15 protein-coding genes and 1 riboswitch are annotated in these 12,567 nt (G+C 62.8%); of the genes, 6 read left to right on the forward strand and 9 right to left on the reverse strand.

The genetic code is table 11. The features are described 5' to 3' along the window. Positions 1-187: 187 nt before the first annotated feature. Together FHX11_RS16490 and FHX11_RS16495 are read left to right on the forward strand one after the other, a co-directional pair. Positions 188-418: a type II toxin-antitoxin system RelE/ParE family toxin gene (locus tag FHX11_RS16490; protein WP_348649711.1), complete on the forward strand. Its 231-nt coding sequence runs from the start codon at positions 188-190 to the stop codon at positions 416-418. Next, positions 411-704, forward strand: a complete 294-nt coding sequence (locus FHX11_RS16495) for an addiction module antidote protein (RefSeq protein ID WP_184358709.1) — start codon at positions 411-413, stop codon at positions 702-704. Before FHX11_RS16490 ends, FHX11_RS16495 begins: the two co-directional genes overlap by 8 nt. Before the next feature lie 81 nt (positions 705-785). Here FHX11_RS16495 and hppD read toward each other — a convergent pair whose 3' ends face one another. Beyond that, positions 786-1,898 carry a 4-hydroxyphenylpyruvate dioxygenase gene (hppD, locus tag FHX11_RS16500; protein ID WP_184358710.1) on the reverse strand — a complete coding sequence of 371 codons (1,113 nt, stop codon included), beginning with the start codon at positions 1,896-1,898 and terminating at the stop codon, positions 786-788. 123 nt (positions 1,899-2,021) lie between these two features. Between hppD and FHX11_RS16505 the strand changes: the two genes are divergently transcribed. After that, positions 2,022-2,501 carry an Lrp/AsnC family transcriptional regulator gene (locus FHX11_RS16505; RefSeq protein ID WP_184358782.1) on the forward strand — a complete coding sequence of 160 codons (480 nt, stop codon included), beginning with the start codon at positions 2,022-2,024 and terminating at the stop codon, positions 2,499-2,501. 2 nt (positions 2,502-2,503) lie between these two features. Here FHX11_RS16505 and FHX11_RS16510 read toward each other — a convergent pair whose 3' ends face one another. Continuing rightward, positions 2,504-2,968, reverse strand: coding sequence for a MarR family winged helix-turn-helix transcriptional regulator (locus FHX11_RS16510; RefSeq protein WP_184358711.1), 465 nt, complete (start codon positions 2,966-2,968; stop codon positions 2,504-2,506). A gap of 67 nt (positions 2,969-3,035) precedes the next feature. Here FHX11_RS16510 and hmgA point away from each other — a divergent pair, with 67 nt between their 5' ends. The 3 genes from hmgA to maiA all read left to right on the forward strand — a co-directional run bounded on the left by hmgA (position 3,036) and on the right by maiA (position 6,136). After that, the gene (gene hmgA / locus FHX11_RS16515; RefSeq protein ID WP_184358712.1) at positions 3,036-4,397 is read left to right on the forward strand and encodes a homogentisate 1,2-dioxygenase; all 1,362 of its coding nucleotides are present in this window, start codon (positions 3,036-3,038) and stop codon (positions 4,395-4,397) included. Positions 4,398-4,484: 87 nt separating this feature from the next. After that, a complete protein-coding gene (locus FHX11_RS16520; protein WP_184358713.1) occupies positions 4,485-5,504 on the forward strand; it encodes a fumarylacetoacetate hydrolase family protein in 1,020 nt (339 codons plus the stop codon). Further along, positions 5,501-6,136 (forward strand): maleylacetoacetate isomerase, encoded by a 636-nt coding sequence (gene maiA / locus FHX11_RS16525; RefSeq protein WP_184358714.1) that lies wholly within the window; start codon positions 5,501-5,503, stop codon positions 6,134-6,136. Before FHX11_RS16520 ends, maiA begins: the two co-directional genes overlap by 4 nt. A 25-nt stretch (positions 6,137-6,161) precedes the next feature. On the opposite strand, the gene FHX11_RS16530 is transcribed toward maiA, so the two are convergent. The 7 genes from FHX11_RS16530 to FHX11_RS16560 all read right to left on the reverse strand — a co-directional run bounded on the left by FHX11_RS16530 (position 6,162) and on the right by FHX11_RS16560 (position 12,166). Next, positions 6,162-6,767: a thiamine phosphate synthase gene (locus FHX11_RS16530; protein ID WP_184358715.1), complete on the reverse strand. Its 606-nt coding sequence runs from the start codon at positions 6,765-6,767 to the stop codon at positions 6,162-6,164. Beyond that, positions 6,764-7,537 (reverse strand): thiazole synthase, encoded by a 774-nt coding sequence (locus FHX11_RS16535; RefSeq protein ID WP_184358716.1) that lies wholly within the window; start codon positions 7,535-7,537, stop codon positions 6,764-6,766. Before FHX11_RS16535 ends, FHX11_RS16530 begins: the two co-directional genes overlap by 4 nt. Positions 7,538-7,540: 3 nt before the next feature. Then, a complete protein-coding gene (gene thiS / locus FHX11_RS16540) occupies positions 7,541-7,738 on the reverse strand; it encodes a sulfur carrier protein ThiS (protein WP_184358717.1) in 198 nt (65 codons plus the stop codon). Beyond that, positions 7,735-8,709 carry a glycine oxidase ThiO gene (gene thiO / locus FHX11_RS16545; protein WP_184358718.1) on the reverse strand — a complete coding sequence of 325 codons (975 nt, stop codon included), beginning with the start codon at positions 8,707-8,709 and terminating at the stop codon, positions 7,735-7,737. Before thiO ends, thiS begins: the two co-directional genes overlap by 4 nt. 147 nt (positions 8,710-8,856) lie before the next feature. After that, a riboswitch (TPP riboswitch) is annotated at positions 8,857-8,989 on the reverse strand. A gap of 75 nt (positions 8,990-9,064) precedes the next feature. Then, positions 9,065-9,667 carry a DsbA family protein gene (locus tag FHX11_RS16550; RefSeq protein WP_184358719.1) on the reverse strand — a complete coding sequence of 201 codons (603 nt, stop codon included), beginning with the start codon at positions 9,665-9,667 and terminating at the stop codon, positions 9,065-9,067. Between the two features lie 140 nt (positions 9,668-9,807). Continuing rightward, the gene (locus tag FHX11_RS16555; RefSeq protein WP_184358720.1) at positions 9,808-10,995 is read right to left on the reverse strand and encodes an acyl-CoA dehydrogenase family protein; all 1,188 of its coding nucleotides are present in this window, start codon (positions 10,993-10,995) and stop codon (positions 9,808-9,810) included. A gap of 70 nt (positions 10,996-11,065) precedes the next feature. Then, positions 11,066-12,166 (reverse strand): LLM class flavin-dependent oxidoreductase, encoded by a 1,101-nt coding sequence (locus FHX11_RS16560; protein WP_184358721.1) that lies wholly within the window; start codon positions 12,164-12,166, stop codon positions 11,066-11,068. Between the last annotated feature and the right edge of the window lie 401 nt (positions 12,167-12,567).

Raw genomic sequence — 12,567 nt, forward strand, 5'->3', positions numbered from 1 at the left:
CTGGCGGTTTCCCATGACGGGGTCGGTTTCGGCTGGGCGCACAATGACCCTGAGCATATGCGTCGATGCAGGGAAGGTATTGCGTGACTGTAGTTTTTAGACTACAAATCCTCGTGATTGAGTTAAGGCAGACGGCGCCCTTCGCCAGTGGGAAAGCCGTCTCCGGGACAAGCGAGCCAGAACGATTATCGCGGCGCGATTGATGCGGTTGGCTGAAGGCGTGCCGAGCGATGTGCAGCCGGTAGGCGAAGGCGTAAGCGAACTGCGAATTCACTACGGTCCCGGCTATCGCGTCTACTTCCAACAGCGCGGAAATGTCCTGATCGTGTTGCTATGTGGCGCGGATAAAGGATCGCAAACCCGTGATATCGCCGCCGCCAAGAAACTCGCCAAAGAATGGAGTTCACAAGTTGATTGAAAAACTGACCACTTACGACCCTGCCGCCGCGTTGGTTGATGATGAGGAGATCGCCGCTTTTATGGCCGATGCCTTTGAAACCGGCGATGCCGCCTATGTCGCCAAGGCACTTGGCGTCGTCGCTCGTGCCAAAGGCATGACCGAGATATCCCGCAAAACCGGCTTATCTCGCGAACAGCTCTACCGTTCGTTCAGCGAGCACGGAAACCCGACCCTCAAGACGACGTTCGCAGTGATGCGCGCCCTCGGTGTTGATATAACGGCCAAGACCCATACGGCACAGTGACGGTGCTTCCGGCTCTTGATCATCGTCCCAAGGCCAGACGAACAATGGTCTCCCGGCTTGTCATGAGGTAAGGGTCGGGCTCTATTCCGCCGCCTGTGGTTTGATGACGCCGCGGCGGATCTGGTCTTCCTCGATCGATTCGAACAGGGCGCGGAAGTTGCCTTCGCCGAAGCCATCGTCGCCCTTTCGCTGGATGAATTCGAAGAAGATCGGACCGATCACGGTCTTGGAGAAGATCTGCAGCAGGATTTTCGTCATGCCGCCATCGACCACGCCTTCGCCATCGATCAGAATGCCGTGCTTCTTCATCCGCTCGATCGGCTCGTCATGGCCGTTCACGCGGGCATGGGACATTTCGTAATAGGTCTCCGGCGGGCCGGGCATGAATTTGAGGCCGTTCTCGGCCAGCGTATCGGTCGCCTCATAGATGCGCTCGGTGCCGACGGCGATGTGCTGGATGCCTTCGCCCTTGTATTTCCTGAGGAATTCCTCGATCTGGCTCGTCTCGTCCTTGGACTCGTTCAGCGGGATGCGGATCTTGCCGCAGGGCGAGGTGATGGCCCGGCTTACCAGGCCGGTGATGCGGCCGTCGATGTTGAAGAAATGGATCTGCTTGAAGTTGAAAAGCTCGCGGTAGAAATCCCACCATTTGTCCATGTTGCCGCGATAGACATTGTGGGTGAGGTGGTCGAGGTAATAGAACCCGGCACCTTCCGGCTTGGGATTGCGCTCGCCCAGCCAGTCGAATTCGGCCTCGTAGGCCGAGCCCTTCTCACCATAGGTCTCGATGAAATAGAGCAGCGAGCCGCCGATGCCGACGATGGCCGGTACGTCGAGTGTCTTGTCCTTGCCGTCATAAGGTGTCGCGCCCTTGGCGACCGCATGGCGAAAAGCGTGGTCGGCATCGACGACGCGCCAGGCCATGGCGGGCGCGCAGGGCCCATGCTGGTCGACGAAGCGCATGGCATGGCTGCCGGGCTCGGCATTGACGAGGTAGTTGATGTCACCCTGCCGCCAGACGGTGACGTTCTTTGTCTTGTGTCTTGCGACCGGTTCGTAGCCCATGCGGGCAAACAGCTCTTCGAGTTTCTGCGGCTCGGGATGCGCGAATTCGACGAATTCGAAGCCATCAGTCCCCGCCGGATTGTCTGCGGTGATCTCGGAAACCGGTACGTCGTGTGGGAAAGGACCCATGGCAAACTCCTCCTGTCGCTCATGCATATGATGCTACAGGGCGGGTGCATTGTGCTTGCAATCTTGAGCCGACTTTGCTCCAATCGTGCATGATCCGTGCGGAAATTTTGAAAGAGATGCATGATGGAAGCGCTCGATGGATATGATCTCAAGATTCTGAGCCATCTGCAGGCCGATGGGCGGCTGACCAACAATGAGCTCTCCGAGCTGATCGCCCTGTCGCCGTCGCAATGCTCGCGCCGGCGCTCGCGGCTGGAGGCGGAGGGCTATATCCAGAGCTACCGGGCTCATCTCGACCGGCGCAAGCTCGGGCTCGATCTGCTGGTGGTCATCGCGGTGACGCTTGCGACCCACAATCGCGACAACGCCAAGCGCTTTGCGAGCCTCGTCGAGAACCTGCCGGAAGTGCTGGAATGCTTTTCGCTGACGGGCGAGATGGATTATCACCTGAAGGTGGTGACACGCGATCTCGCCGGGCTTTCCCATTTCGTCAACGACGTGCTGCTGCCGCATGAGAGCGTGCAGCACGTCAAGACCTCGATCGTGCTCAATGTCCTCAAGGATTCCGGTCCCATTCCGATCCAGAAGTCCGCGCGGACCTGATCTTAAAGATCGTCCAGATCGATCGGCGATCCCTTCTGCCCGATCACCCGTTCGACCGCGTCCAGCCCCGCTGCGAGCGAGTGAACGCCCGGCTGCCCCATGAGTGCCTCCAGTTCCGACTGGTAGTCGCGGGCAAGCGCGATCAGCTCCCGATAGGCCTGATGCCCGGCACTGGTGAGTTCCAGATGCTCCTGCCGCCGGTCGGTCTCGTCCCTCGTCCGCTTCACCCAGCGGCGCTGCTCCAAAGCGAAGACGGCCCGGCTGACTTTGGTCTTGTGCATGGCCGAATGCGCTGCGACGGCCTTTGCCGTCATGCGCCCGGAACTGCCGAGCGCGGCCAGCGAGCGCCATTCCGGCCGGGTCATGCCGTATCTCGCCTTGTAATGCGCGGCAAAGCGCAGGCCGACGAATTCGGCGGCCCGGTTCAGCCGGTAAGGGAGAAACAGCTCGAGCGAAAATTGATCCATGGCGTTGATGGTTACAAAATAATGGTTACATTTACAACTATATGGGAGTTACGGGAGGAAACAAGCCATGGAAAGCACGGTTGCGCCGAAGGCTAAACAGGATGTCGATCCGCGTCAGGCGCTCGCCTATATGCCCGGTTTCGGCAATGATTTCGAAACGGAGAGCCTGCCCGGCGTTTTGCCGCAGGGGCAGAACAGTCCGCAGAAGTGCAATTACGGTCTTTATGCCGAGCAGCTCTCCGGCTCGCCCTTTACGGCGCCGCGCGGCACCAATGAGCGTTCCTGGCTCTATCGCATCCGCCCCAGCGTCAGGCATACCGGCCGTTTCACGAAAATCGACTATCCGCTCTGGAAGACGGCGCCGCATGTCGCCGACCATTCGCTGGCGCTCGGGCAATTGCGCTGGAGCCCGTTGCCGGCGCCGGCGGAAAGGCTGAATTTCCTGGAAGGCATCCGCACGATGACGACGGCGGGCGACGCGCTGACCCAGACCGGCATGGCCGCGCATGTCTACACCTTCAACACCGACATGGTGGACGACTACTTCTTCAATGCCGACGGCGAGATGCTGATCGCGCCGGAAACGGGCGCTATCCGTGTCTTTACCGAACTCGGAAAAATGGATGTCGAACCGTCCGAGATCTGCATCGTCCCGCGCGGGACCATGTTCAAGGTGACGCGTCTTGGCGAGCAGCCGGTCTGGCGCGGCTATATCTGCGAGAATTACGGTGCCAAGTTCACGCTGCCGGATCGCGGTCCGATCGGCGCCAATTGCCTTGCCAATCCGCGCGATTTCAAGACGCCGGTGGCCGCCTTCGAGGACAAGGAGACGCCCTGCCGCGTGCAGGTGAAGTGGTGCGGCTCCCATCATGTCACCGAGATCGGCCATTCGCCGCTCGACGTCGTCGCCTGGCACGGCAACTATGCGCCCTATAAGTACGATCTGCGCACCTTCTCGCCGGTCGGCGCCATCCTTTTCGATCATCCCGATCCGTCGATCTTCACGGTGCTGACCGCGCCGTCCGGCGAGGAAGGCACCGCCAATGTCGACTTCGTGATCTTTCCGCCGCGCTGGCTCGTGGCCGAGCATACGTTCCGGCCGCCCTGGTATCACCGCAACATCATGAGCGAATTCATGGGCCTGATCTGCGGCCGCTACGACGCCAAGGAGGAAGGGTTCGTGCCCGGTGGCATGAGCCTGCACAACATGATGCTGCCGCATGGGCCGGATTTCACCGGCTTCGAAAAGGCGTCGAACGGCGAGCTGAAGCCGGTCAAGCTGGAGAACACCATGGCCTTCATGTTCGAAACCCGTTTCCCGCAGCAACTCACCAAATTCGCGGCCGAACTCGACACGCTGCAGGACGACTATATCGACTGCTGGTCCGGCCTCGAACGCAAGTTCGACGGCACGCCGGGTATCAAATAGGGGGCGGGGCGCGGGCTTGCCTTCTCGCGCCGTCGCCTCACGTCTTCAAGACAATACCAATCAACAAAAGCAGGGAAGCACTCATCCATGAAACTCGCCACATTGAAGGATTCCACCCGCGACGGCCGGCTGGTCGTCGTATCGAAAGATCTGACCCGCTGCTCGGAGGTCGGCCATATCGCCCGCACGCTCCAGGCGGCACTGGACGATTGGGCGCATGTAGGCCCGCGCCTCGCCCAGGTCGCGCAAGGCATCGAGACCGGCGCGCAGCCGACGGTCCGCTTCCACGAACATGATGCGACGTCGCCGCTGCCGCGCGCCTATCAGTGGGCGGATGGCTCGGCCTACGTCAACCATGTTGAACTGGTCCGCAAGGCCCGCAACGTCGAGATGCCGGAGAGCTTTTGGACCGATCCGCTGATGTATCAGGGCGGGTCCGACGCCTTCCTCGGGCCGCGCGAGCCGATCCCGCTGGCCGATGAGGCATGGGACGCCGATATGGAGGCCGAGCTGGCGGTGATCGTCGGCGATGTGCCGATGGGGGCGTCGATAGAGGAGGCGCGCAACGCCATCCTGTTCGTGATGCTGGTCAACGACGTCTCGCTGCGCGGCCTGATCCCGGCGGAATTCGCCAAGGGCTTCGGCTTCTTCCAGTCGAAACCGTCTTCGGCCTTCTCTCCGGTTGCGGTTTCTCCCGAGGAGCTGGGAGCGGCCTGGGACGGCGGCAGGCTGCATTTGCCGCTGCATGTCGATCTCAACGGCCAGCCGTTCGGCAGGGCCAATGCCGGTATAGACATGACCTTCGACTTTCCGCAGCTGATTGCCCATGCGGCAAAGACCCGAGCGCTCGTCGCCGGCACGATCATCGGCTCCGGCACGGTTTCCAACAAGCTCGACGGCGGACCGGGTAGACCGATCGCCGAGGGCGGGGCAGGCTATTCCTGCATCGCGGAAATCCGTACGGTCGAGACGATCACGCGCGGCGCTCCGAAGACGCCCTTCCTGCAGTTCGGCGACGTCGTGCGCATCGAGATGACGGATGAGAAGGGTCATTCGATCTTCGGCGCGATCGAGCAGACGGTGACGAAATATGAGAGGCAGCAATGAGCGAGACGGTGCTCTACGACTATTGGCGGTCCTCCGCGAGCTATCGGCTCCGGATCGCGCTCCACATGCTGGGGGCAGATTTCCGCACCGTGCCGATCGATCTGCTCGCCAAGGCCCATAAGTCGCAAGAGCATCTGGCCCGCAATCCGCAAGGGCTGGTGCCGGTCCTCGAGATCGATGGGCATGTCTTCAGCCAGTCGTTGGCGGTGATCGAATATCTCGACGAGACGCGCGGCGGCGTTTTCCTGCCGCGCGATCCGGTCGGGCGACAGCGGGTCAGGACGCTGTCCTATGCGATCGCCATGGAAATCCATCCGATCTGCAACTCCCATGTCGGCATGCATGTGATGGCGCTCGCCGGCGACAGTGAGGAGGCCCGGATCGCCTGGATGCAAAAATTCATCGGCGAGGGGATGGCCGCCTTCGAGCGGCTTCTGGATTCTCCGGCAACCGGCGTGTTCTGCCATGGCGATCGGCCGACCATGGCGGATATCTGCCTCGTGCCGCAGGTCTATAATGCCCGGCGCTGGAATGCCGATCTCTCGGTCTGCCCGAGGCTCGTCGACATTGCCGACCGCTGCGCCGGGCTGGAACCTTTCGCGGCTGCCCATCCGGACAAGGTGGTGCGATAGGGCGGTATGACGACAATTCCGTGCTTTACCGCCATCGCGCAGTCTGTTCGATCCACTGGCGCGTACGGGCTTCCGGGTCGTCGTTCAAGGTTATGTCGGTGACGACGGCGGCGCTGTCTGCCCCTGCGTCGAACACGCCCTGAAGCCTTTCGATGTTCAGCCCGCCGATCGCGACCAGCGGCAGCGGCGCGCTCCGGCGTTTCCATTCTCCGATCCGTTCAAGGCCCTGCGGCGCCCATTTCATCTGCTTGAGGATCGTCGGGTAGACCGGGCCGAGGGCGACATAGTCCGGCTTTGCCGCAAGCGCCGTCTCCAATTCCGCCTCGTCATGCGTCGAAAGGCCGAGTTTCAGGCCGGCGGCGCGGATGGCGCCGAGATCGGCGACAGCCAGATCCTCCTGGCCGAGATGGATGAAGTCGCATCCTTCCTCGATGGCGATCTGCCAGTAATCGTTGACGATGAGCTGGCAGTCATGCGCGGCGCAGACGGCCTTCGCCGCCCGGATTTCGGCGCGGATTTCCGCCTCCGGGCGATCCTTGATGCGCAGCTGCACCAGTTTCACGCCGAGCGGCACCAGCCGGACGATCCATGCGGCGCTGTCGACGATGAGATAGAAGGGGTCGAGCTTCATGCGAACACGGCCTTTCCGATGACGGGCGTGGATGGAACGGCCATGTCGCGCGGTTCGAGCATGCCGGCGGTGAAGGCCTGACGACCGGCCTCGATCGCCTTGGCGAAGGCGCCGGCCATGGCGATGGGATCGCCGGCGCCGGCAACGGCGGTATTGAGAAGCACGGCATCGAAGCCGAATTCCATGACGGTTGCCGCATGCGACGGCCGGCCGATGCCGGCATCGACGATGAGCGGCACCTCGGGGAAATGCGCGCGCATCGCCCGAAGCGCACCCGGATTGAGCGGTCCTGCCGCCGAGCCGATCGGCGCGCACCAGGGCATCAGCACCTTGCAGCCCGCGTTCAGCAGGCGCTCGGCCACGACGAGATCGTCGGTCGTATAGGGAAAGACCTCGAAGCCTTCGGAGGAGAGAATGCGCGCGGCCTCCACCAGTCCGAACACATCGGGCTGCAGCGTATCGTGATGGCCGATCACCTCCAGCTTGATCCAGTTGGTCTGAAACACCTCGCGTGCCATCTTGGCCGTCAGCACGGCTTCGGAGACGCCGTGGCAGCCGGCGGTGTTGGGCAGCACGCGCACGCCGAGCGCGCGGATCATCTCGAAGAAGGCACCGCCATTGCGTCCGCCGGCGGTTTCGCGGCGCAGCGAGACGGTGACGATCTCCGTCGCCGATTGCCTGACGGCCTCGGCGAGGATTGCGGGGGAGGGATAGCGCGCGGTGCCGAGCAGCAGGCGCGATGCGACTTCGGTTCCATAGAGAGAAAGCATGGGTCAGCCTCCTTGCATCGGTGTGAGGATTTCGATCCTGTCATTGTCGTTGAGAGCGTGATCGCCGCGATCGTCCCGATGAATGAGCTCGCCGTTGACGGCGGTCGCAAGCCAGTCGCCCTCATAATCCAATGCGGCCAGCAGATCGGAGAGCGTCGTCGCAACGACAGTCTGCGGCTCGCCATTGACGATCAGTCTCATGATGCATGCGCTCCTTCAAAGTTTCGGGAAAAGACGAGATCGGCAGCCTCCGCGGCCATGGCCGGCGCCAGTAGAAAGCCGTGGCGGTAGAGGCCGTTGAGGACGACCGCATGGGCTTCCCGTGTCACGCGCGGAAAATTGTCTGGGAAGGCCGGGCGGATGCCGGCGCCGGTTTCGACGACCGTGGCGTCGGCGAAGGCGGGATGCAGCGTATAGGCGGCGTTCAAGAGTTCCATCAGCGAGCGTGCCGTAATCGGCCCGTCGAATTCGGTCTCGATCATCGTCGCGCCGACCATGAACAGGCCGCCGCCGCGCGGCACGACATAGACTGGAATGCGCGGATGCAGCAGGCGGACGGGCCGGGTGAGCTGCAGCTCGTCGGTGCGCAGATAGAGCATTTCGCCCCGGATGCCGCGCAGGTCGCGGCTCCGGCCGATGCGAGAAGCGCCGGTGCAGTCGACGACATCGTCGAATGTCTCTTTGGGCTGTGGCTCAGACGTAAAATTCACGCCGCCTCCCGCGAGTTTGTCCCGCAAGGATGTCAGCACGCGGCGTGGATCGAGATGGGCTTCGCGCGGAAAGAACAGGCCCTGGCCAAAGCGTCCGGCAATCGCCGGCTCCAGTGCGGCCAGCTCGTCTTCCCCCAGCCATCGATGGCCCGTCGTGCGGCTGGAGAAGCGCTTCAGCTCGCTTTGGTCGCGGGCCGGCGCCACCACCAGCGTCCCCTGTCGGGCGACCTCGCCCGGCAGCATCGCCTCCCAGCGGTCGGCGGCATCCTCTCCCCGCCGCAGCACGGCTTCGTCGGCGCTTTCGCGCTCGCACCAGGGGGCCAGCATGCCGCCGGCGAGCCAGGATGCGGCCTGGCCGAAATCCGCGCGGGGATCGATGACGGTCACCGCGGCGGCGCGCATATGCAGCGCATGCGCGACCGCAAGGCCGGCGACACCGCCCCCTTTGACGAGGACACGCATTTCAGCCGGCCGGATGGCCGTTGATGGGAACGAGGTTTTGGGCGGCGATATTCATGGTTTGAGGCTCCAAGTTTCGATTGGAGACCCAGTCCTCAGCCGGAATGATGAAAAGACGCCGGCTCGGATTCCACGTGGGAATCAAAAGCCTTTCGAGCGCTTGCACCGTCCCTACGCCAGTATGAACTGGATCAGGTTCAACGGGTCACTGCGCCACAAAAGGCCTAAGCCATATTGTCCAGCAGTATCTCAGCCCCTTGACGGGACCCCCCTGGTGAATGTCTTGGAAGCTATGCTCGGGACTCGGCCCGTGTCAACCCTGAAGGCGAGTGCCGGATCGGCAAGCCGAGCCTTGAGGTCAGGCGATCAGCTTCTCGCCGTTCAGATGACGTTCGAGGAAGGGCAGGCTGTCCTGTCCCCAATAGAGCTCGCCATCATAGCGGAAGGTGGGAAAACCGAAGACGCCGGCCGTCTTCGCGAGTTCGTAATCGGAGCGCCAGCGCTCCTGCACATCGCTTTGCTGGGCGCGTGCCTCCAGCGCCGCGCCATCGAAACCGGCGGCGTCGGCGATCGCTTTGCGCACCTCGGCATTGCCGATATCTTCGGCACGCGACCAGAAGGCCTCCTGCAGGGCTGCCGTGAGGCGCACCCAATCCTTGCCTTCCAGCGCGGCCGCGATCACGGTGAGACCGGCGGGTGTGGGATCGGAAAGTCCCGCCCTGTTGTCGAGCTCGAGCGTCTTGCCGCGCAAGGCCGCCCAGCGCTTCAGGTCCTTGAACCAATAGGCCCGCCGCGGTTCGGGCCGGTTGCGTGAAAAGATCGCGCCGTTTTCCTCGACAAGCGGAATGACATAGGGCCGGATCTCCGCGCCGAAGCGCGCGGCAAGCGCGGTGAAGGGCTCAAGCCCGATGAAGGCCCAGGGCGAGCCGATGCCGAAGAAGTAGTCGATTGTCTTTGTCATTGTTCATTCCTGCTGTGAAGTTCGCGAAACACGACCGCCAAGGCTGGGGCAGATCGGGCCTGAGGTGCTAGAGCAATTCCAGGAAAAGTGTGCAGCGGTTTTCCGTCCGGAATTGCGTGAAAACGAGAGGCCAGAGCCGATCAGCCGGTTTTGAGAACGGCTCGGGCGGCAAGCGCGGGAGACGGCTCCGGCGCGTGCCGCGCCTTCTCGCCACGTTCCAGCGCGGCGCGTCCGAGGATGGAAATGGCCGTATCCTCCTGCGGCGCGTGCACCAGAACGGACTGGATATCGCGAAAATGCCGCTCGATGCCGAGGTCGGCGCTGAGGCCGGGATTGCCGAGCGCGCCGACGGCGAGATGGACGGCGTCGCGAATCTGCCGGCCGGCGAGAAGGCGGGCGCGGATCAGGGTTTCCGGGCTGTCGAGGCCATGATCCAGGGCGTCGAAGATGATCTGCCGGGCGCCCGCGACCAGAAGGTCGATCTCGCCCGCCAGCGTGACGAAACGCTCGGTGCGGGCGATCGGGTAGCCGAGATTGGAGGGTACGCGCTCGTGTGCGAAGCGGACGAAGGCCTCCTGGGCGGCTTCGGCCGCGCCGAGATAGATGGCGGTGAGCGCCAGCGTCATGGCGGCATGGGCGCGATTGTCCTGCGTGCCCGCGGCCGCATCAACGAGGTCGAGCACGTCTTCGCGCGGCACTTCGACATTGGTGAACTCGACGTCATGCGAACCGCTGGCGCGCATGCCGAGGCTTCGCCAATTCTCGATGATATCGATGCCTGGCAGGCCGGCCGGAACGACGAAGGTGCCGACGCGGCGCGGTTCCTCGTCGGTGCACGCCCAGACGAGGAAATGCGTCAGGCCGAGGGCGCCGGTGACGAAGCGTTTCTTGCCGGTGATCGACCAGCCATGGGGGGTGCGCCGCGCCAGCGTCTCGGGCAGGCCGCCGCGTGCCGGCGATCCCAGATCCGGCTCGACACGGGCTGCATTGAGCAGGATCGGCCGCTCCTTCGCCTCGGAGAGCAGGCGGCGATAGAGCGTTTCCGGCCACCGGCTGCGGGCGGCTTCGCCGAGATGCGTGAACATGGTCATCGCGCTGATCAGGGCGACGGACGGATCGCCGCGCCCCAAGGCAGCCAGAATCCGGCCCACTTCGGGAAGGGAGGCGCCGGCGCCGCCGAAGCGCGTTCCGACCGTGCTTTCCAGCAACCCGCTTGCGTGAACGGCCCGAATGCCGGCCCAGGGAAAGGCGCCTGTTGCGTCGGCGGCGGGGGCCGCATCGGCCACCTTGCGGACGACGTCGGTCAAATCGATCGTGTTATGGGACACTGATGGGGCCTTTCCGATTGAACATGCGCGGCCGGTCGGCGTGATCCGCCGGCCGCATATTCCCTTGCCGTCAGGCAACGTCCCGCTGAGCCTCGGCGCGCTCTTTAAGCCCGGCCCTCACCAGCGGCAGGATATAGCGGCCATAGTCGATGGCATCGTTGAGATTGTCGTAGCCGCGAATGGAGATCAGGTCGGCGCCGAGATCGATATAGTCGAGAATGGAATCGGCAATGGTCTGCGGCGATCCCACAAGCGCCGTCGAGGCGCCGCGCGCATTGGTGGCCGTCACCGTGGGATACCAGAGCGCCCGATCCTGCACCTCACCGCGCTTGGCGATCTCCAAGAGGCGCTGGGAGCCGACATTCTGCGGCGGCGGCGCCGAGACCGGCGCTTTGCCGAGGCCCTTGGCCCGGTTCTCGTTCAGCGCGTCGAGTACGCGATGTGCCTTGGCCCAGGCCAGCTCGTCGGTCTCGGCGACGATCGGCCGGAAGGTGACCCAGATGCGCGGCCGGTCCTTGCGTCCGGCGCGCTTGGCCTCCGTGTAGATTCGGTCGATCTGGTCTTTGGTTTCGGCCAGGGGCTCTCCCCAAAGACCGAAAATATCCGCCAGCGAGCCGCCGATCCGGTAGGCCTCGTCGGAGGAACCGCCGACCGAAACCGGGACCGTGCCGTTCACCGGGCGAACCTGGTTGCTGAACTGCTTGAACTGATAATAGCGGCCGTCGAAATCGAAAGGTTCGGAGGATTGCCACGCGCGGCGCAGGATGTGGATATATTCCTCGAGCCGCTCGTAGCGCTGTTCCTTGGTGAGGAAATCGCCCTCGCGCGCCTGCTCGACGTCGCTGCCGCCGGCAATGAAGTGAACGACCACGCGGCCTTCGCTCAGCTGATCGAGCGTCGCCAGCGCCTTTGCGGCGACCGTCGGATAGATCGTATTGGGGCGCAGCGCGATGATGATCTTGATGTTTTTCGTATTCGCGGCAACCGTCGCACCGATGGTAAACGGATCGAAGGATGAGGAATCATAGGGGATCAGAGTATAATTGAAGCCGTAATCATCCAGCGATCGCGCATAGCGCACCAGGAACTTCGGATCGATCGATGGCTGCGGCACCGGGTTCAGCTCGGTGGAGGGATTGGTGAAGGTAATGCTAATGAATTCCGCAGACATACATCTTCCTCGCGTGTCCAATCAAAATATTGCGTAGAGCCTAGTGCACGGCAATGCAGGCGAGAAAGACCAGTCTTTCTTTTGTCTAGTAATTTTATAGAAATTATTTTCATCCGCCGAAATCCCCTGAAAACCGGACCGGCGCGGCAGCGAGGCAAAGGAAAGACGTTCCGGGTTGCCGCTGTGGCCCGGAAGCGTTCGTCCTGGAGATTCTCGATAAAAAGAAGGGCTCTCGGCATGAACCGGAGCCCTTTCAGGTTGAAGGTCAAACCTCCAGAGGGAACAGCCAACGCGGCGAAACAGGGAGGAACGAGACGCCGTTTGCGTTGACTATGGCCATGATGCGTTGGCTAGGCCGCGATAGCGACATATGAGCAACCCAATTCGCGGCTTGTTTTGAC

Origin of the sequence: Rhizobium sp. BK602 (assembly GCF_014195095.1) — a bacterium.
Classification (GTDB): Bacteria; Pseudomonadota; Alphaproteobacteria; order Rhizobiales; family Rhizobiaceae; genus Rhizobium.